This is a genomic window from Janthinobacterium sp. UMAB-60 (assembly GCF_900095235.1).
GTDB lineage: Bacteria > Pseudomonadota > Gammaproteobacteria > Burkholderiales > Burkholderiaceae_D > Janthinobacterium.
Map to the genome: position 1 here is coordinate 374,371 of NZ_LT607482.1, position 19,513 is coordinate 393,883.

General features: G+C 61.8%; 19 protein-coding genes. 11 read left to right on the top strand and 8 right to left on the bottom strand.

From position 1 onward, the window contains the following. Positions 1–173: 173 nt before the first annotated feature. The gene (locus K0F86_RS01720; protein ID WP_219132653.1) at positions 174–752 is read left to right on the top strand and encodes a DNA-3-methyladenine glycosylase; all 579 of its coding nucleotides are present in this window, start codon (positions 174–176) and stop codon (positions 750–752) included. Here the strand turns inward: K0F86_RS01720 and K0F86_RS01725 are convergent. Both K0F86_RS01725 and K0F86_RS01730 read right to left on the bottom strand, forming a co-directional pair. Further along, entirely contained in the window at positions 749–2,455 is a 1,707-nt protein-coding gene (locus K0F86_RS01725; protein ID WP_219132654.1) for a methyl-accepting chemotaxis protein, read from the bottom strand. The two genes, K0F86_RS01720 and K0F86_RS01725, sit on opposite strands and share 4 nt — an antisense overlap. Positions 2,456–2,523: 68 nt before the next feature. Beyond that, positions 2,524–2,982 (bottom strand): cache domain-containing protein, encoded by a 459-nt coding sequence (locus K0F86_RS01730; protein ID WP_071075415.1) that lies wholly within the window; start codon positions 2,980–2,982, stop codon positions 2,524–2,526. A gap of 283 nt (positions 2,983–3,265) precedes the next feature. Here K0F86_RS01730 and K0F86_RS01735 point away from each other — a divergent pair, with 283 nt between their 5' ends. The 5 genes from K0F86_RS01735 (at position 3,266) to K0F86_RS01755 (ending at position 8,989) form a co-directional block, all read left to right on the top strand. Beyond that, on the top strand, positions 3,266–4,630 hold the full coding sequence (locus tag K0F86_RS01735; RefSeq protein WP_257571939.1) for a KamA family radical SAM protein: 1,365 nt from the start codon (positions 3,266–3,268) through the stop codon (positions 4,628–4,630). Between the two features lie 2 nt (positions 4,631–4,632). After that, positions 4,633–5,979 (top strand): MFS transporter, encoded by a 1,347-nt coding sequence (locus K0F86_RS01740; protein WP_219132655.1) that lies wholly within the window; start codon positions 4,633–4,635, stop codon positions 5,977–5,979. Beyond that, the gene (locus K0F86_RS01745; RefSeq protein WP_219132656.1) at positions 5,924–6,772 is read left to right on the top strand and encodes a fumarylacetoacetate hydrolase family protein; all 849 of its coding nucleotides are present in this window, start codon (positions 5,924–5,926) and stop codon (positions 6,770–6,772) included. The genes K0F86_RS01740 and K0F86_RS01745 overlap by 56 nt, the downstream gene beginning before the upstream one ends. Next, entirely contained in the window at positions 6,772–7,338 is a 567-nt protein-coding gene (locus K0F86_RS01750; RefSeq protein ID WP_219132657.1) for a carboxymuconolactone decarboxylase family protein, read from the top strand. The genes K0F86_RS01745 and K0F86_RS01750 overlap by 1 nt, the downstream gene beginning before the upstream one ends. A 91-nt stretch (positions 7,339–7,429) precedes the next feature. Next, complete coding sequence (locus K0F86_RS01755; RefSeq protein WP_257571940.1) at positions 7,430–8,989, top strand: S1C family serine protease; 1,560 nt, start codon at positions 7,430–7,432, stop codon at positions 8,987–8,989. 56 nt (positions 8,990–9,045) lie between these two features. On the opposite strand, the gene K0F86_RS01760 is transcribed toward K0F86_RS01755, so the two are convergent. The 3 genes from K0F86_RS01760 to yjgA form a co-directional block, all read right to left on the bottom strand. Then, positions 9,046–9,714 carry an alpha/beta hydrolase gene (locus tag K0F86_RS01760; protein WP_219132658.1) on the bottom strand — a complete coding sequence of 223 codons (669 nt, stop codon included), beginning with the start codon at positions 9,712–9,714 and terminating at the stop codon, positions 9,046–9,048. After that, entirely contained in the window at positions 9,711–10,340 is a 630-nt protein-coding gene (gene mog / locus K0F86_RS01765; RefSeq protein WP_219132659.1) for a molybdopterin adenylyltransferase, read from the bottom strand. Before mog ends, K0F86_RS01760 begins: the two co-directional genes overlap by 4 nt. A 119-nt stretch (positions 10,341–10,459) precedes the next feature. Next, positions 10,460–11,059 (bottom strand): ribosome biogenesis factor YjgA, encoded by a 600-nt coding sequence (yjgA, locus tag K0F86_RS01770; RefSeq protein ID WP_219132660.1) that lies wholly within the window; start codon positions 11,057–11,059, stop codon positions 10,460–10,462. 92 nt (positions 11,060–11,151) lie between these two features. Here yjgA and pmbA point away from each other — a divergent pair, with 92 nt between their 5' ends. Beyond that, positions 11,152–12,504, top strand: coding sequence for a metalloprotease PmbA (gene pmbA, locus K0F86_RS01775; RefSeq protein ID WP_219132661.1), 1,353 nt, complete (start codon positions 11,152–11,154; stop codon positions 12,502–12,504). Positions 12,505–12,526: 22 nt separating this feature from the next. Here pmbA and K0F86_RS27820 read toward each other — a convergent pair whose 3' ends face one another. Next, entirely contained in the window at positions 12,527–14,236 is a 1,710-nt protein-coding gene (locus tag K0F86_RS27820) for a methyl-accepting chemotaxis protein (RefSeq protein ID WP_219132662.1), read from the bottom strand. Between the two features lie 375 nt (positions 14,237–14,611). Then, positions 14,612–15,736 carry a M14-type cytosolic carboxypeptidase gene (locus K0F86_RS01785; RefSeq protein WP_219132663.1) on the bottom strand — a complete coding sequence of 375 codons (1,125 nt, stop codon included), beginning with the start codon at positions 15,734–15,736 and terminating at the stop codon, positions 14,612–14,614. Between the two features lie 141 nt (positions 15,737–15,877). Here K0F86_RS01785 and K0F86_RS01790 point away from each other — a divergent pair, with 141 nt between their 5' ends. Beyond that, positions 15,878–16,132, top strand: a complete 255-nt coding sequence (locus K0F86_RS01790) for a hypothetical protein (RefSeq protein ID WP_219132664.1) — start codon at positions 15,878–15,880, stop codon at positions 16,130–16,132. Positions 16,133–16,244: 112 nt separating this feature from the next. Here K0F86_RS01790 and paaX read toward each other — a convergent pair whose 3' ends face one another. Continuing rightward, positions 16,245–17,174 (bottom strand): phenylacetic acid degradation operon negative regulatory protein PaaX, encoded by a 930-nt coding sequence (gene paaX, locus K0F86_RS01795; RefSeq protein ID WP_219132665.1) that lies wholly within the window; start codon positions 17,172–17,174, stop codon positions 16,245–16,247. Positions 17,175–17,441: 267 nt separating this feature from the next. On the opposite strand from paaX, the gene paaA reads away from it, so the two are divergent. From paaA to paaC, 3 genes are read left to right on the top strand one after another with little or no spacing between them, the layout of a single operon-like run. Then, the gene (gene paaA / locus K0F86_RS01800; RefSeq protein WP_219132666.1) at positions 17,442–18,431 is read left to right on the top strand and encodes a 1,2-phenylacetyl-CoA epoxidase subunit PaaA; all 990 of its coding nucleotides are present in this window, start codon (positions 17,442–17,444) and stop codon (positions 18,429–18,431) included. Positions 18,432–18,459: 28 nt separating this feature from the next. Beyond that, a complete protein-coding gene (paaB, locus tag K0F86_RS01805) occupies positions 18,460–18,744 on the top strand; it encodes a 1,2-phenylacetyl-CoA epoxidase subunit PaaB (protein ID WP_219132667.1) in 285 nt (94 codons plus the stop codon). A 14-nt stretch (positions 18,745–18,758) separates the two neighbouring features. After that, positions 18,759–19,511: a 1,2-phenylacetyl-CoA epoxidase subunit PaaC gene (paaC, locus tag K0F86_RS01810; protein ID WP_219132938.1), complete on the top strand. Its 753-nt coding sequence runs from the start codon at positions 18,759–18,761 to the stop codon at positions 19,509–19,511. Positions 19,512–19,513 lie beyond the last annotated feature (2 nt).

Below are 19,513 nucleotides of genomic sequence, written 5' to 3' on the forward strand. Positions count from 1 at the left end.
TTCATCTCGACAATATATTCTGGAAAAAATCCCCGTTTTGACCTGGTCCATACGCTATTTTCCACATTTTACGACGCTGTCCACCCCGGTTTCCATGACCGAAAAATCAAGTTTTACTTGTTTTTAAGATGGGGCAAGGCGTGCGGCGGGAAGTGCGGCAGTACAATTGCTGCATGAAAAAACTCCTGGCCGGTATCGATTTTGCGGACGATTCCAGCAGCGTGGCGCGCCAGCTGATCGGCGTGACCGTGCTGGTCGACGGCGTGGGCGGGCGCATCGTGGAAACGGAAGCGTATGACCGGCTGGACCCCGCTTCGCACACGTATGCCGGCTTGACGCCGCGCAACGCCGCCATGTTCGGCCCGCCCGCGCACGCCTATGTCTACCGTTCCTACGGCATCCACTGGTGTTTGAACTTTGTGTGCCGCGAAGCGGGCCATGGGGCGGGCGTGCTGATCCGCGCCATCGAGCCGCTGGCGGGCATCGATGCCATGCGCGAGCGGCGCGGCGTCGAGGAACCGCGGCTGCTGTGCTCGGGCCCGGGCAAGGTGTGCCAGGCGCTGGGCGTGAGCCACCTGCAGAACCGGCTGGCGCTCGATGCGCCACCGTTCACCCTGCTGGCCCGCGAGGAAGAGTTTGCTGTGCAGGCGGGCCCGCGCATCGGCATTTCCAGGGCGATGGAGACGCCGTGGCGCTTCGTGCTGGCCGGTTCGCCCTACCTGAGCAAGCCGATGCGCGCGCCTGTCAGCTAGCCGCGCCGGCGCTGGGACGCATCCTTGGCGCCGCGCAGGCCGGGCATGCCGCGCAGCGGGCTGTGCAGCGCGCGCCTGTCCTTGCCTTCTCCCTTGACGGGGCTGGCCGGATGCTGGAATACCTCGTCTCCGCTGTGGCCGGCCGGCGTAGCGGGGCGCTCGTCCAGGGTGAACACGGCCACGGCCGCCGACAACTTGACGGCCTGGTCCTGCAAACTGGCCGCCGCTGCCGCTGCCTGTTCCACCAGGGCCGCATTTTGCTGGGTGACGTCATCCATTTGCGTGACGGCCTGGTTGACTTCCGTGATGCCCGACGCCTGCTCGGCGCTGGCCTCTTTGACGCGCTGGATGATTTCATTGACTTGCTGCACCGAGGCCACGATGGCGCCCATGCTGTCACCCGCTTGCTGCACGGCCACGCTGCCGCCATCGATGGTGGTGACCGAGGTGGCGATCAGGGTCTTGATTTCCCTGGCCGCCTGCGCCGAGCGTTGCGCCAGGGTGCGCACTTCGGATGCCACCACGGCAAAGCCGCGGCCTTGCTCGCCCGCGCGCGCCGCCTCCACCGCGGCGTTCAGCGCGAGGATATTGGTCTGAAACGAAATGCCGTCGATCACGCCGATAATATCCACGATCTGGCGCGAATTGGCGCGTATCGTCGCCATCGTCGTCACCGCCTGCTGCATCGACCTTCCCCCTTGCACGGCCAAGGTAGAGGCTTGCCCCGCCAGCTCGCAGGCCAGCTGGGCGTTGTCGGCGTTGTCATTGACGGCTTGCGTCAGCGCTTCCATGGCGCTCGACGTTTCTTCCAGCGAACTGGCTTGCATTTCGGTGCGCGCCGACAGATCCAGATTGCCGGTGGCAATTTCGCGCGACGCCGTGTCGATCGATTGCACGGCGTCCATGATGGTGCGCAAGGTCTGGTTCAGGTGGGCGATGGTCTGGTCCAGCACGCGCGAGGTGGCGGCGATCTCGTCATTGCCTTGCTTGGGCGCACCGGCGATCAGCTTGCCCGCCGCCAAGTCTTGCACGGCGTCGGCTATGCCGCGGATTTCCACCAGCATGGCGCGCCGCACCAGCATGGTCACCACGATGGAGGCCAGGATGGAGAGCATGACGGTCAGCAGCAGGCTCCAGCCCAGGCTGCGAAACTCGGCGCTGGCCGTCGCATGGGCCTGGCTGCTGAGCGTCGTTTCCAGGGCCGACAGCTGCGCCAGCTGTGTATTGAACTGGCCGAATTGCGTTTCCGCCTTGAGCATGGAATTGGTGGCGATCGACTGGTCCATCTGTGCCATTTCCATGGTTTCCAGCACGGCCTTGCGATAGCCGGCCAGGGCCGTGATGGCGGCATCGACCAAGGTGCGTTCGGCACCCGTGGCGGAGGACCGCAGTGTGGCCAGCTGGGTACCGATGGCCGCGTGACGCGCCTTGATCTGTTGTTCCAGCGCGTCGATGCGGGCCTTGGCGAAACTGCCATTCGTCCACGACAGCAATTGGTACATATTGCCATGCACATGTTTGGCCTCGCCGACGACGTCGGCGGCCGCTTTCAGATGCGCGATGCGCACCAGCACCATGTTTTCCAGCGAGGCATTTTGCCGCACCATGCCATACCAGGCGCCGCTCGAGCTGAGTATCAGCAGCAGCAAGACCAGGGCGGGCGCCAGCAATAATTTTGGTCCGATGCGTAATTGATTGAGCATGCTTGACTCCTGGCTATGGCTGTTCCAGGCACTGGCGGCGCACAGCGTTCGTGTACGCCGCCGTTGCCTTATTTTTTGTAGATCCCCGCTTCCAGCACTACGTCGTTGACGCGCAGGATGTACGTGGTCTTCGGCTCGATCTTGCCGCTGGTGGGGTTTTTGTACTGGTAGTCGACCCAGCCCTTGCCCTGCTTTTGTGCCAGCTCAATGATTTCACGGCGATATTTCTTGCCATTCGCATCAGGCACATCCGTCAAATCCTTGCCCACGATGGATGGATTGATGGGGTGGGCCAGCACGATGCCCGTCTTGATGTCACGCATGTCCACATACAGCGAGCCCTGCACGAAGTCGGGGTCTTTCGCCGTGATTTTCTTCATCATTTCTTCCTTGCCATGCGCCTTCATGAAGGCGGCGCCCCGTTCGGCCATGGCGATGGCGTCTTTTTCCGTTGGTTCGACGGCGGCATTGACGCTGCCGCCGGCAAATGCCAGGCACAGCAGGCTACCCGTGAATAAGCGTTTCATGACAGCTCCTTGTGATATCGAGGGATGTATTGCCAAGCCGTAATTTACGTCGTCGACGGACCCATCAAATTGCGATGGAACAAACTAAGGTGTTGCTTGTAGGCAGCGAACAACGTATCGGAATGCTTGTTGATGTGTAGCAATTTGGTTCCAGGCGGCAAGAACTATGATGACTTTCACAGCATGCCGAGCTGGCATGGCCTGTGGGGGAAAGAGGCTGAAATTGGCCGATATACGGTCAATTTCATGAAAGTTATCGCTATTTACTGGCAAGGAGCCGATCGTGTCCGCACTCATTACCGAGCCGTTTTCACCCAAGTTCAAGCCGTATACGCGGCAAACCATTCATCAGGCGCGGCAGTGGGAATGGCTGCCGGAAGAGCAACGCGAGGCCGTGCAGGTGGTGTCGCACGTCTTGCCGTTTCGCACCAATGCCTATGTGCTTGACCAGTTGATCGACTGGAACAACATCCCTGACGACCCCATCTATCGCCTCGTCTTTCCCCACCGCGACATGCTGCCGCCCGAGCAGTACGCGCACTTGCGCGACCTGGTGCTGGTGCAGCGAGACAAGGCGGCCATCGATGCCTATGTGCATGGCTTGCGCTTGGGCATGAATCCCCATCCGGCCGGGCAGATGACGCATAACGTGCCGAGGGTCAACGATGCGCCCGTGCGCGGCTTGCAGCATAAGTATGCGCAGACGGTGCTGTTTTTCCCCAGCGCAGGCCAGACGTGCCACGCATATTGCACCTTCTGCTTCCGCTGGCCCCAGTTCGTCGGCATGGACGACATGAAGTTCGATGCGCGCGAGTCGCATGAGCTGGCCGCCTACCTGAAACTGCATCCGGAAGTGACGGATGTGCTGATCACGGGTGGCGACCCGATGATCATGAACACGCGGCAACTGGCTGCCTACCTGGAGCCGCTGCTGGCGCCGGGCCTGGAACACATCCAGAACATTCGCATCGGCACCAAGGCGGTGGCGTATTGGCCGCAGCGTTTTGTTTCCGACCGCGATGCGGATGATTTGCTGCGCCTGTTCGAGCGCATCGTCAAGGCGGGCAAGAACCTGGCCGTGATGGGCCATTACAGCCACGCCGTCGAGTTGCGCCAGGACATCGCGCAGCAAGCGGTGAAACGCATCGTCTCCACGGGCGCCACCTTGCGCATGCAGGGGCCGCTGATCCGCCATATCAATGAAGACCCGGCTAGCTGGGCCGAGCTGTGGCAGACGGGCACGCGCCTGGGAGCGATTCCGTATTACATGTTTGTCGAACGGGACACGGGGCCGCGCGGCTATTTCGAGTTACCGTTGGCGAAGGCGCACGAGATTTTCCAGGCCGCCTACCAGATGGTGTCCGGCCTGTCGCGCACGGTGCGCGGGCCCTCCATGAGCGCGTTTCCCGGCAAGATCGTCATCGATGGCATCGTCAGCATCAATGGTGAAAAACTGTTTGCCCTGCAATTTTTGCAGGCGCGCAATCCGGATTGGGTGCGCCGGCCGTTTTATGCGAAGTTCGATGCGGAAGCGACGTGGATGGACGATTTAAAGCCCGCGTTCGGCCACGATAAATTCTTCTTCGAGACGGATGAACCTGTGCCGCAGTTGCCGCATAAAATCATCCGCCTGGCACAGGCCGCCTGAGCATGCACGGCGCCGGCGCCTCTTCCCGTTCCGGCGTAGCCGTGTTTTGCCTGGTGTTCCTGCCGTTCGCGCTCGGGCATTACCTGTCGTGCCTGCTGCGCGGCGTGAATGCCGTGCTGACGGCGCAATTGCTGGGTGCCATTGCCCTGACGCCAGCGCAGCTGGGCCTGCTGACCAGCGCCTTTTTTCTCGCCTTTGCGCTGGTGCAATTGCCGATCGGCATGGCGCTCGACCGTTACGGCCCCCGCACGGTGCAACTGTGGCTGCTGGTGCTGGCGGCCCTGGGGGTATGGCTGTTCAGCCGTGGTCACAGCTTTGCCGAGCTGATGTGGGCACGCGCCCTGATGGGGGCAGGCCTGGGCGGCTGTTTCATGGCCGCCGTGAAAGCGCTCTCGTGCGCCATCGCGCCAGCGCGCCTGCCTTCCGTGCATGGCTATTTGATCGCCGTGGGCGGCCTGGGTGCGGCCAGCGCCACCATGCCCGTCAAGCTGGCCCTGCACTACACGGACTGGCGCGGCGTGTTCCTGGGCCTGGCGCTGGCCGCGCTGGCCATCGGCTTGCTGATCCGCCTGCTGTCGCCGGCCATGCCCAGGCCCGCCACCGCGCACCCGGTGAGCAAGGTCAGCGTCTGGAGCGTGTACCGCGATCCCGGCTTTCGCCGCACCATCGCGCTGATCCTGCTGCCGCACACGGTGTTCTTTGGCGTGCAGGGTTTATGGGTGGGGCGCTGGCTGGCCGACGTGGGCGGCTTGTCCGATGACAATGTCGCGTATTTGTTGTACCTGGGCATGGCGGCCGTCATCTTCGGCGCCATCGGCATGGGCATGCTGACGGAGTGGGCCGGGCGGCGCGGCATTGCGCCCATGCAAGTGGCGGCCGCCGGTATCGTCCTGTTTGTCGCCGTGCAAGTGGCGATGGCGTGTAACGTCGTGCCCAGCCTGCCCATGCTGTCCGTGCTGTTTACCTTGCTGGGCACGGTGACGGGCCTCGAGTATGTGATCGTCGCGCAAAGCATGCCGGCCAGCCTGACGGGCAGGGCGGCCACCTGTTTGAATCTGCTCATTTTTACGGGCGCCTTCCTGGTGCAGGCGGGCTTTGGCCTGCTCCTCGGCTGCTGGCCCCTGAACAGCTTGCAGCAGTACCCGCCGCAAGCGTACCAGGTGGCGTTTGGCGTGCTGGCGGCCTTGCAACTGCCGGGACTTGTGATGTTTTTCATTCACCGCTACAGGCGCGCCGGGCCATCCGGTAAAATGGCGGCCTGCACAGCGGCAATGATCAACTCCAAGGAAGACTATGAAACTCGTTCGTTATGGACGTCCAGGCAAGGAAAAACCGGGCCTGATCGATGAAGAAGGCAAACTGCGCGACCTGTCCGGCGTGATTGCCGATATTGACGGCGCACAACTGTCCGACAAGGCCTTGCGCAAGCTGGCCAAGCTCGACGAAAAGACCTTGCCCCTGGTGCGCGGCAATCCACGCTTCGGCGTGCCGCTGGCCAAGGTCGGCAAATTCATCGGCATCGGCCTCAATTACGCGGATCACGCGGCCGAATCGGGCATGCCGATTCCCGCCGAACCGATCGTCTTCATGAAGGCGATCACTTGCCTGAACGGTCCGGACGACAATGTCGTGTTGCCGAAAGGCTCGAAAAAGACGGACTGGGAAGTGGAACTGGGCGTCGTCATCGGCACGCGCGCACAGTACGTGAGCGAAGAGGACGCCTTGAAATACGTGGCCGGCTATTGCGTCGTCAACGATATCTCCGAGCGTTCGTTCCAGCTGGAGCGGGGCGGTCAATGGGATAAGGGCAAGGGCTGCGACACCTTCGGCCCCATCGGCCCGTGGCTGGTGACGCGCGATGAAGTCATCGACGAGCAAGACCTGGACTTGTACCTGGAAGTGAACGGCAAGCGCATGCAGACCGGCAATACGCAAACCATGATCTTCACGGTGGTGCAGATCGTCAGCTACCTGTCGCAATTCATGACCCTGGAACCGGGCGACGTCATCGCCACGGGCACGCCGCCGGGCGTGGGCCAGGGCCGCAAGCCGCAGCGTTTCCTCAAAAAAGGCGACAGCATGCGCCTGGGCATCCCCGGCCTCGGTGAACAGCAGCAGGACGTGGTCGCCTGGACTGCCTGATGGCCGGTAGCGATATCGACCGCTTGCCCGCGCTGCCGCTGGACCGGCTCGACCCGCAGCAGCGCGCCGCCGCGCAAGCCATCATCGATGGTCCGCGCGGCGCGCTGTACGGCCCCTTCGTGCCGCTGATCCGCAGCCCGGAGCTGATGGAAACGGCGCAGCGCATGGGCGAGTATTTGCGCTACCGCAGCGCCATCGGCACGCGCCTGTCCGAGCTGGCGATCCTGGTGACGGCGCGCCAGTGGGACCAGCAAGTCGAGTGGGCCATCCACGCGCCGCTGGCCGTGCAGAACGGCATCGCGCAGGCGGCCGTGGACGCCATCGCGGCGCGCCGCGCGCCGCTTTCCCTGAAGGAAGACGAGCAAGCCGTGCACGACTTTTGCATCGAGTTGCAGCAGAACAAGCGCGTCAGCGATGCCACGTATGCGCGCGCGCTGGCGCTGTTCGGCGAGCACGGCGTGGTGGACTTGATGGGCATCAATGGCTATTACACTTTCCTCGCCATGGTGATGAACGGCGCGCAGACGGCGGTGCCAGCCTTGGGCGTCACGCCTTTGCCCGATTAGAAGAGTTCTTCGGGCAAAGATGGACAAAGTGTAATGAAGTTGCAATTATTCAATATATAATTTTGCTTCCCTTCCATTGCCAACAAGCTCAATGAAAACTCGTCCGTGCATCACCCTGATGGGCCGCGCCTTCCTGGCGCTGGCCCTTTCTTTTTGTCCCTTGATGACGCTGCGGGCGCTGGCCGCGGAGACCGCCGCTACGGCTAGCGCCAGCGCTTCCGCGCTGGAAAATTCCGTCGTCAAGGTGTTTTCCACCCTGCGCGGGCCGGACCCCTATAAACCCTGGAGCAAGGCCGCGCCGCAAGAGGTGACAGGCTCCGGCGTCGTCATCGAAGGCCGCCGCATCCTCACCAATGCGCACGTGGTCGGCTATGCCAGTCAGGTGCAGATCCAGGCCAATGGCGCGGGCGACAAGATACCGGCGACCGTGCTGGCCATTTCGCGTGGCATGGACCTGGCCTTGCTGAAAATCGACGATGACAGTTTTTTCGCCAGCCACAAAGCGGTGCCGCGCGCCAACGTTTTGCCGGACGTGCGCGATGCCGTGCTGGCGTATGGCTATCCGACGGGCGGCACCTCGCTGTCGATCACCAAGGGCATCGTGTCGCGCATCGAATTCGTGCGCTATAACTTCCCCGTGTCCGGCCTGCGCATCCAGATCGATGCTGCCATCAACCCGGGCAATAGCGGCGGCCCCGTGATTGCGGGCGACAAGATGATCGGCCTGGCCTTTGCCGGCATGCTCAATGCGCAAAACATCGGCTACATCATCCCCAACGAGGAAATCGAGCTGTTCCTGCGCGACCAGGAAAGCGGCGCGCCCAAGGGCAAGCCGGCCATGCGCGACGTGACGCAAACGCTGGAAAATCCCGCGCTGCGCACCTACCTGAAGCTGGCCAAGGGCGTCGAGGGCGCCGTCGTGATGACGCCGGCCAGCAAGGATGCCGCCTATCCGCTCAAGGAGTGGGATGTCATCACGCATATCGGTGAATTTCCTATCGACAATCAGGGCATGGTCAAGCTGAATGCCAACAGCCGCGTGCGCTTCCAGTACCGGGTGCAGCAGCTGGCGAAAGACGGCGAATTGCCGTTGACGGTGGTGCGCCAGGGCGCGCCCGTGAGAATCAAGGTACCCGTCTCGGCGGCGCACCCGATGCTCATCAGCGGCTTGCAGGGCAATTACCCATCCTATTTCATCTTTGGCCCGATGGTGTTTTCGCGCGCCAGCACGGAATTCATGGCCGCGCCAAATGGCAACCCGGCAATGTTGGGCGGCATGAGTTTTGCCGGCAACCCGCTGGTCACGCGGCGCGGCGATGCGCCCGATAGCGAACGCGAAGAGCTGGTGGTGATCGCCGCGCCGTTCTTCCCGCACAAGCTGATGAATGGTTACAGTACCCGTTTCTTCTCGGTCGTCGATTCCGTCAATGGCGTGCGCGTGCGCAGCCTGGCGCACCTGGTGACCTTGCTGCGCGACCAGACGGATGAATTGCTGACGTTCCGCTTCCAGCAGCGCGATGCGGAAATGGTCGTCGTACCCCGCAAGGACATGCTGGCGGCGACGGAATCGGTGCTGACGGACAACGGCATCCGTTCGGAAGCATCGGCCGACATGTTGAAAATATGGAATGCAAAAACGCCGGCGAACTGATCGTTCCCGGCGTTCCGTTTGACAACAGGCGCGGCGCACACCGCGCCTGTTTTACTTTAAGCCAATACTTTTTTCAGCCACGCGCCAATCGCGTCGATCTCTTCCTGGCACAGCGAGTGCTGCATCATGTACTCGTGCCATTCCACCTTGTAACCCATGCCTGTGAGCAAATCGCGCGACTGCTGCGCGCGGGCGATCGGCACCACGGGGTCGGCCGTGCCGTGCGCCATGAAGATCGGTGTTTCCAGGCTGGCTGGCGTGCGTTCAAGCGCCGTCTTGTCGGCCAGCGGCAGGTAGCCGGACAGGCACATCAGGCCAGCCAGCGGTTCCGCTTGGCGCAAGCCCGTTTGCAGGGTCATGGCGCAGCCTTGCGAGAAACCGGCCAGGATGATGCGGCTGGCGGGAATGCCGCGCGCCTTTTCGCGCGCGATCAGCGCTTCGACTTGTGCCTGCGAGGCGCGCAAGCCGTTCTCGTCTTCGCGGCGCACCAGATCATTTTCGCGGATGTCGTACCAGGCGCGCATCACGTAGCCGTTGTTGATGGTGACGGGCATGGTGCCGGCGCTGGGGAAGATGAAGCGGATGGCGGGGCAGCCGCGCAAATCGAGTTCCTTGACCAGGGGCACGAAGTCGTTGCCGTCGGCGCCCAGGCCGTGCATCCAGATGATGGAAACGGTGGGGTTCGGTGCGCTGTCGAGTTGTATGGTTTCCAGCAAGGTGCTCATGTATTTTCCTCAGGTAGGGGTTGCGCCGGACGCAGCGCCGATTTGGGACGGAAGGCCTTGCAGATGGCCGGGTCGGTTTCCATGTAGGGACCTCCGATGAGGTCGATGCAATACGGTACGGCGGCAAAGATGCCGTTGACCAGTTGCACGCCAGCGGCGTCTTTCAAGCCTTCCAGGGTTTCCTTGATGGCTTTCGGCTGGCCCGGCAAGTTCATGATCAGGCAAGCGCGCTCGGGCGTCTCGCGGATCACGGCCACCTGGCGCGACAAGATCGCCGTCGGCACGAATTGCAGGCTGATCTGGCGCATCTGTTCGCCGAAACCGGGCATTTCCTTGGTCCCGACGGACAAGGTCGCGTCCGGCGTCACATCGCGCCGCGCCGGGCCCGTGCCGCCCGTCGTCAGGATCAGATGGCAGTGGCTCAGGTCGACCATGTCGATCAGGGTGTTTTCAATCTGCGAGCGCTCGTCCGGGATCAGCCGTTTTTCCAGGCGGAAAGGCGTGCGGATGGCGGCGGCCAGCCAGCTTTCCAGGGCCGGGATGCCCTGGTCTTCATACACGCCGCCGCTGGCGCGGTCCGAGATCGACACGAGGCCGATAATCAATTCGTCTTCGAGAGTGGTCATGCGGTACCTGTTATGTCGTAAAAACCAAAAAACCGGGTTGGCTCCCGGTTTTTTCCCAACCCTAAGCAAAGACTGGGGGCGGACCCTGAGGGTCCGACCCCAGCTTTTGCATGTGGGGTTTACTCGTCGTCTTCGCCTTCAACGCCATCTTCGTCGGCATCTTTCTTGCCGCCGTTTTTCTTCTTGGCGATCTCTTTCAAGATCTGGAAGATTTCACGGAAGGCTTTTGGCGGCTTGTTCTCGGCCTGCTCCTTGCGGGCATTGCGGATCAGGGTGCGCAGGTGCTGCACGTCCAGTTCCGGGTTTTCCGACAGCAAGACGGTCAGCGCCTTGTCGTCCGTCAACAGCTTGTCGCGGCGGCGTTCCATCGCGTGCATATTGGCCGTGTCGGCTTTCGACAAGCCTTTCCAGCTATCGATGGTGCGTTGGATGGCGGCAACTTCTTCTTCATCCAGGGTGCGCATTTTCTTGCCCACGTATTGCAGCTGGCGGCGGCGGCCTTCGTGATCGCGGATCATCTGGCATTCGAGGATGGCGTCGCGCACGTCTTCCGGCATCGGGACGCGCTTGACGCGGTCGCGTGCTTCATTGACGAGTTCTTCCCCCATCTTTTGCAGGACGGTCATCTGACGCTTGAGTTCCGACTTCGACGGACGTTCATATTCCTGTTCGAATTCGGTGGATTGGAAGCCGCAAGCTCCCCGGTTTGGATTTGGCATGATAAGGCGGGATTGGCCGCGTAGGCCGCACCTGTAAACTGTAAACGACTGCTATGATACCCTTTTTAGCGGCTTTCCGAAGAAAACAGCGCATGAACGACTCCGTATTTACCCATAGTCAAGAGCAATTGCAGCAACTGGCCCGTGATGTGTTGTCTTTTGCGCGGGAAGCGGGCGGCACCGACGCAGCCGTTGAAGTCAGCGAAGGCGGTGGCCTGTCCGTGTCTGTACGAAAAGGCAAGATCGAGACGATCGAGCAAAACAAGGACAAGGGCATGGGCGTGACCGTGTTTGTCGGCAAGAAACGCGGCAATGCCAGCACCTCCGACTTTTCGCCGTCCGCCCTGCGCGCCACGGTGGACGCCGCCTACAATATCGCTCGCTTCACGGCCGAGGACGATTGCGCGGGCCTGGCCGACGCCGACATGCTGGAAATGTCCCCCCGCGACTTGCAACTGTTCTATCCCTGGCTGATTTCCGCCGAGGAAGCCGTCGTGCTGGCCCAGCGGGCAGAAGCGGCCGCGTTTGCCGTCGACCCGCGCATCACGAACAGCGAAGGCGCGGGCGTGCATGTGCAGCAATCGCACTTTGTTTCCGCCAATTCGCGCGGCTTCATCGGCGGCTACCCGTTTTCCCGTCACACCCTGTCCGTGGCGCCCATCGCGGGCAAGGGCGCGAAGATGCAGCGCGACGACTGGTATTCGTCCGTGCGCGACGCCGCCAAAATGTCGAGCCCGGAAGCCATCGGCCGCTACGCCGCCGAACGCGCCCTGTCGCGCCTGAACGCGCGCAAGCTGGGCACGCGCACCTGTCCCGTGCTGTTCGAGGCGCCGCTGGCGGCCGGTTTGCTGGGTACCTATGTGCAAGCGACCTCGGGCGGCGCCCTGTACCGCAAATCCACTTTCCTGATCGATTCCCTGGGTACGCAAGTGCTGCCCTCGCACGTGCAGATCTTTGAAGATCCGCACGTGATCGGTGGCGTCGGTTCCGCGCCATTCGACGAGGAAGGCGTGAAAACCGTCAGCCGCGACGTCGTCAAGGATGGCGTGGTGCAAGGCTATTTCCTGTCGACTTACACGGCCCGCAAGCTGGGCATGCAGACGACGGGCAACGCGGGCGGCTCGCACAATCTGTACCTGACCTCGTCCCAGACGGCCGCCAGCGACGATTTTAGTGCCATGCTGAAAAAACTCGGCACGGGCTTGCTGGTGACGGAACTGATGGGGCAAGGAACCAATTACGTGACGGGCGACTATTCGCGCGGCGCCTCCGGTTTCTGGGTGGAAAATGGCGTGATTCAGTATCCGGTGGAAGAAATCACCATCGCCGGCAACATGAAGGACATGCTGCGCAACATCGTCGCCGTGGGCGCCGACGTGCTGCGCCGCGGCACCAAAGAGACCGGTTCCATCCTCATCGAGAGCATGGTGGTGGCGGGCGGCTGAGGCGCAGGCCTATGGCGGTGCCTCAGTACTCTTCCCACTCGGTCTCGGTGACTGCGGCCTGCGCGACCACCTTGCCTGCTTTTCTGACGGGTGCGGCAGTGACCGTGACGCGTGGCGCGGCGGCAGGCTTCGCTGGTGCGCGGATGGCTGGGGCCGGAACCGGAACCGGAACCGGCGGCAGCGCCTGCGTGCCGTCGAGCTTGAACACGCTGACAGCTTCGGCCAGGATGCCGGCCTGATCCTGCAACGCTTCTGACGCGGCTGCCGCTTCTTCCACGAGGGCGGCATTTTGCTGTGTCACGGCATCCATTTCCGTGATGGCCTGGTTGATCTGTTCAATCCCCGCTTCCTGCTCGTTGCTGGCGGATGTGATCTCGGCCATGATGTCCGTGACGCGGCGCACGCTGCTGACGATCTCTTCCATGGTACTGCCCGCCTGGTTCACCAGGTTGCTGCCGAGATTAACCTGCTGCACGGAGTCGTCGATGAGGATCTTGATTTCCTTGGCGGCGGCGGCGGAGCGGTGCGCCAGGTTGCGCACTTCCGTGGCCACCACGGCAAAGCCGCGGCCCTGTTCGCCCGCCCTGGCCGCCTCCACGGCCGCATTCAGGGCCAGGATATTGGTCTGGAAGGCAATACCGTCGATAACACCGATGATGTCGACGATTTTCTTCGACGAGGCATTGATCGAATCCATGGTCGTGATCACTTCCGCCACCACCTGGCCGCCCTTGCTGGCCACGCTGGAGGCCGATTGCGCCATCTGGTTGGCCTGGCGTGCGTTTTCGCCATTCTGCTTGACGGTCGACGTCAGTTCTTCCATCGACGAGGCCGTTTCTTCCAGCGAGCTGGCTTGTTGTTCCGTGCGCGAGGACAAGTCCATATTGCCGGAGGCGATTTCACGCGAGCCATGGGCGATGGCATCCGTGCCATGGCGCACGCGGGCCACGATGCCTTGCAGATTGTCGTTCATTTCTTTCAGGGCGCGCAGCAGCAGGCCCGTTTCATCATTGCCGCGCGCGTCGATGCTGCCCGACAAGTCGCCAGCCGCCACGCGTTGCGCCACCTTGACGGCTTCGGCGATGGGCCGGCTGATCGAGCGGCTGATCAGGACGGCCAGCGCGATGGCAATGGCCGTCGCGGCGAGCGACAGGGACAGGGTCAGGATGATGGCCAGACGCCCGTCGGCGAGAGCTTGCTTGCCTTCGGCTGCCATCAGCGATTCCTGGAAGCCGGCCATGGCCGCCAGCGCCGTCAAGAATTTTTCTTGTGGATAGCGCAGTTGCGTCAGCAGGAAGATGCCGGCCGTTTCGGTTTTTCCCTCTTGCAACAATTTGATATTCGCATCGCGCGTCCTGGCATAGCTTTCGCGGCTGGTCATCACGGCCTGGAGCAGTTCCTGGCCCTTGGGCGTGTTGATCAGGGTTTTCAGGCGCGCCAGCAGTTCCAGGTTCTTTTTGACCGATGCCTGAATCTTGGCCACGGCACTGCTGACTTCGTCGGCATCGTTGGCGCCGATGATCGCGTTGCCCAGCAGGCGGGCCTGGATATTGATCTCGGACTGTATCGTATTCGACAGCATGACCTTGACATAGCGGTCATTGAGGATTTTTTCCGTCGAGGCATTGATGTTGCGGATGCGGCTCACGGAAACAAATGCCACCATGGCAAGCAGGACAATGATCAGGCCGAAACTGAAGGCCAGACGGGTACTGATTTTAAGCTTGGACATAGGTAATCCATCCTCGGCGACATGCGGGAAGCGCCCGGCAGCATGTGTACACGCACCCGCCAGATGGGCAGGCGCGCTGCGGCACGATGCCGATGCGGTCGTTTTTTCTTACAGAGAGCTAGCTCGGCAGGTATGGGGCCGTGGATGCGTATTTCTGGTGGCCGGGAAGTCATGGCGACCCACCCGGTGGCGTATTCTTGCGGGGCCGCGCAGCGTGGCACGGCCTGATTCTGTTGTTGAGTGTAGGACGATAATTTCTGCTAGGCAAGACGTTCTGAAAAAAAATCGTTCGCTCAGCAACGCTTGCAGTGCGGGCATAAAAATGCCCCGGCGTGCGGGGCATCGGGCTTACGCGGGCCGGTCCGGCCCTGATGCTCAGGCGCGCAAGGTGGACAGGATAGGCTGCAGTACGGCCGCGCCCAGGGCAGCGCTGCGGGCGCCGCTCCAGCCCGTTTGTGGGTCGGGATCGTTGGCATTGTCCTTGAACGGCAGTTCCAGGGTCAGTGCCAGGCAGCCGAAGGCATGCGTGATGTGGGGCGAACCCATGGTCAGTACTTCCGGCGTGAACGGACCGTCTTCATAGCCGTGCTCATCCTGGAAGTCGGGGCTGGCCACCTTGAAGTCGGCGATGAAGCGGTCTTGCTCTGCCTTTTGTGCTGGCGTGAAATTTTCCAGCGCATCGCTGCCGGCGACGAACACGTAAGGCAGACCTTCGTCGCCATGTACGTCGAGGAACAGATCGCAGCCGATTTCATGCATTTTCTGTTTCACCAGGAATACTTCCGGGCTGCGTTCCATCGTCGGCGTCATCCATTCACGGTTCAGGTTGGCGCCGGCCGCGTTGGTGCGCAGGTTGCCATGCACGGAACCGTCCGGGTTCATGTTCGGCACCACGTAGAAGACGGCGTCTTGCAGGCATTGGCGGGCAAACGGATTGGCCTGGTCCAGCAATGCTTCGAGCATGCCCTCGACAAACCATTCCGCCATCGTTTCGCCCGGATGCTGACGCGCGATGACCCAGACTTTCTTCTCGGCATCGGCGTCGCCGACCACCAGCAGGTTCATGTCGCGCCCTTCCACCGTGCTGCCCAGGTCGATCAGGCGCACCAGCGGCGACGCTTGCGCGCTGTCGATCAGGGCCAGATGGCGATCCCATGGGTACGGCTCGAAGTAGGCGTAGTACACGCTTTCTTCCTCGGGGGTGTGTGCGATGGTCATCACCGTGCCGTCAAAGCTGGTTGGCACGCGGAACCAGGTTTCGCGGTCATAGCTGGCGACGGCCTGGTAGTCTTTCCAGCCGTCCGGGTAGGCCGACTTGCCTGCATTCATGAAGCGGATCGTGCACGCCTCGCCTTGCGCGCCTTGCAGGCGGAAATAAAACCACTGCGTGATGTCGGCGTGGGAATCCTTGCGGATGTTCAGCTCGATGGATTGGGCATCGTCGGCGCGCAGCACCTCGATCGCGCCGGCGTCGAATTGCTGGCTGATTTTAATGGTCATGAGTGTTCCTGATAAAAACATATGGGTTTTGCATCGTGTGCAATGGCGCGATGATACCTGTTTTAGTCGCGCCTTTGTGCTGGCGCAAACGACGCGGGACATGCTTTGCTAACGTGATAGTTCCAACACGGGGAGAGCATCATGGACGACCATAGCAACCACATACGCGACCTGGAAAAGAAAATCAGCGCCCTCAGCGACGCCCTGGCGCACCTGGGCAAGGGCACGACTTTGCATGAATTGCTGCGCATCCTGCGTTTTCCCGGCTATACCACGCCGGCCGAGTTCACCTTCAACGTCGCCATCCTCGACACCATGCTGGTGCAGGCCAATGCACTGGAAAAGCTGGGGCAGGATTTGCTGGCAGGGGCGAAGCAAGTCGTGACCAAGCAATGAACGGTACACAACGACGCTTGCTGAACGCCTGAAAAATGGCCAGGGCAAGGCGCAGGGCCGCAGGCAGTACGAACGTACGCCCAGGCCCTGCAACGCCGCCATGGACGTTTTGTCAGGTGTTCAGGCCGCCAAAACGTTCAAAGAACCACGGCTCCACGTCCGGCGCCTGCTCATCCTCGCGCCGCAGGGTGGCCAGGATATGTTCCTCGGCCGCCGCATGGGTGAGGCGGTACAGGTCGCGCGCCAGCGCATACGCTTGCGTGCCGGGCCACGGTTCGGGCAGCAGTTCGACGGGCAGTTGCGGGTCGTGCAATTGCACGCGGCGGTAGGCGTGCGTCAGCAGCGAGCGGATGACAAACGCTTGCTCCGCATCGAACACGGGTTCCTGCTGGAGCAAGGTCAGCAGGGGCTGGAAGCTGGCGATGAATTTTTCGTAACCGGCCATCACTTCCGACAAGTCCCAGCATTCGCCCACCATGTCGCGCAGCGGGCGTGTGCTGACATCCGGCAACTCTGTCGTGTGGCAAACATACAGCTTGCCCTGTACCTCGTTGCGCACGAGGATGTCTTCCAGCGCCTCCGAGTTGCTGGCTGGATGGCCAAAGATGCCGGGAGAGATCAAGCCATAGCCAGCCCACAATAATTCCTTGCGCAGCGCCCCCCGCTCGGCGGCGCCGATGCTGCCGGCCGGCCCGATCACCAGGGTCCAGCTGCCATCCCAGTGCACGACCAGCGGCGCATAGATGCGGCGATAGGCGCGTTCGAAGCGGGCCAGAGCTTCCGGGCGTATCGTATAGGCGCTGCGGCGGCCGTCGCGTTGCGAGCTGAGCCAGCCCTCCTGCGCCAGGCGGAACACGCTGGTGCGCAGCAAGCGGTCATTCACGCCAAACGGTGCCAGCAGGTCGATCAGGCTGCCCAGCCAGATGGCGCCGCCGCGCGGCACGATGGCGTCGCCGAAAATCGTCATCACCAGGGACTTTGAGCGCGGTGGGTCGCTTTCCAGGAAATCGGCTATCCATGCCGTGCAGCGGGTGTTCTTCATGTGGTTCCGGTCTGGCCGTGTTGCGGTCGATTCAATAAAAGCAGCAGTTTACTTGGCTGCGCGGGTAGCGCGTCAATAATTTGCCGGAAGCGCTGGTGGCACTTCGTAGTGTTTTCTCATAAGCAATATCATACGCACAAAAAAGCTGCATAAGATACGAATTTTTAAAATGACTCACATCAAGTGTATGCAAATCGTTTTTTGTATCGTATTATCTGTTCATCGCACCGCGTTGCTGCGCAAAATCAAAGACATGGGAGACACATCATGTACGCACAAATGGTTGAAACCGGCCTCAAGAACGTCCGCTCCATCGACGACATGGGCCAGGAAGAGCGCGCTTTTCAGGCGCGCATCGACGAAGGCATCAAGATCGAGGCCAAGGACTGGATGCCGGACGCTTACCGCAAGACCCTGATCCGCCAGATTTCGCAGCATGCGCACTCGGAAATCGTCGGTCAATTGCCCGAAGGTAACTGGGTCACGCGCGCACCGACCCTGAAACGCAAGTCCATCCTGCTGGCGAAGATCCAGGACGAAGCCGGTCACGGCCTGTACCTGTACAGCGCCGCGGAAACCCTGGGCGTGTCGCGCGACGATCTGCTCGCTGCCTTGCACTCGGGCAAAGCCAAGTATTCCAGCATCTTTAACTATCCGACCCTGTCGTGGGCCGACATGGGCGCCATCGGCTGGCTGGTCGACGGCTCCGCCATCATCAACCAGATCCCGCTGTGCCGCTGCTCGTATGGTCCGTATGCGCGCGCCATGATCCGCGTCTGCAAGGAAGAATCGTTCCATGCACGCCAGGGCTACGACATCATGATGTCGCTGTGCAAGGGTACGCCAGAGCAGAAAGCCATGGCGCAGGATGCGCTGAACCGCTGGTGGTGGCCATCGTTGATGATGTTCGGCCCGTCCGACGCCGCCTCCGTCAACAGCGCCCAATCGGCGCAATGGCGCATCAAGCTGTTCTCGAACGACGAATTGCGCCAGCGCATGGTCGACCAGACCGTGCCGCAAATCGAATACCTGGGCCTGACCGTGCCCGATCCCGACCTGAAGTTCAATGCGGAAACGGGCCATTATGAATTCGGCGAGATCGACTGGTCCGAGTTCAACAATGTCCTGAAGGGCAATGGCCCGTGCAACCGCGAGCGCCTGCAAACGCGGGTCAAAGCGTATGAAGACGGCGCATGGTTCCGCGATGCCTTGCTCGCGTATGCAGACAAGCAAGCCGCTAATAAAGCAGCAGCGTAATTACATAAGACAGATAGGGGAGAGCAACATGAGCAAAGAATGGCCATTGTGGGAAGTTTTCATCCGCAGCCAGCACGGCCTGGCGCACAAGCATGTGGGCAGCCTGCACGCCTCCGACGCCACCATGGCGGTCAACCATGCGCGCGACGTCTACACGCGCCGCAATGAAGGCGTGAGCATCTGGGTGGTGCGCGCGGCCGATATCGTCGCCAGCAGCCCTGGCGACAAGGCCGCCCTGTTCGAACCGTCGAACAGCAAGGTGTACCGCCATCCCACCTTCTTCCCGATGCCGGAAGAAGTCAAGAACCTGTGATGGGAGCGCCTGTAATGGATGACAAGGTCAATTACCTCCTGCGCCTGGGCGACAACGCCCTGATCCTCAGCCAGCAACTGTCACAGCTGTGCGGCAAGGGGCCGGCGCTGGAAGAAGACATGGCGCTGACCAACGTGGCGCTCGATCTGCTGGGCCAGACGCGCTTGTGGTTCAGCTATGCGGCCGAACTGGAAAACGCGGGCCGCGACGAGGACGACATCGCCTTCTTGCGCGACGCCCACGACTTCAAGAATTGCCTGCTGGTCGAACAGCCGAACGGCAATTACGCCGACACCATGATGCGCCAGTTCTTCTTCGACAGCTGGCACTACTTCCAGCTGCTGGAACTGGCGAAATGCAGCGATCCACGCATCGTCGAAGTGGCGCAGAAGTCGATCAAGGAAGTGACGTATCACCTGAGACGCAGCGGCGACCTGATCGTGCGTCTCGGCGACGGCACGGCGGACAGCCATGCCAAGACGCAGGCGGCGGCCGACAAGCTGTGGATGTACACGGGCGAGATGTTCAAGTACGACGCCGTCGACCAGGCCATGCTTGCCACCGGCATCGCGCCGCCGTCCGACATCCTGCGCCAGGCCTTCCTCGAACACGTGGCCGAGATCTTCGCCGAAGCCACCTTGAACATGCCGGCGCCCGACGCGTGGATGCAAAAGGGTGGCAAGCAGGGCACGCACACGGAACACCTGGGTTTTATTCTGGCCGAGATGCAGTTCCTGCAGCGCGCCTATCCCGGGGCGGAGTGGTAGTG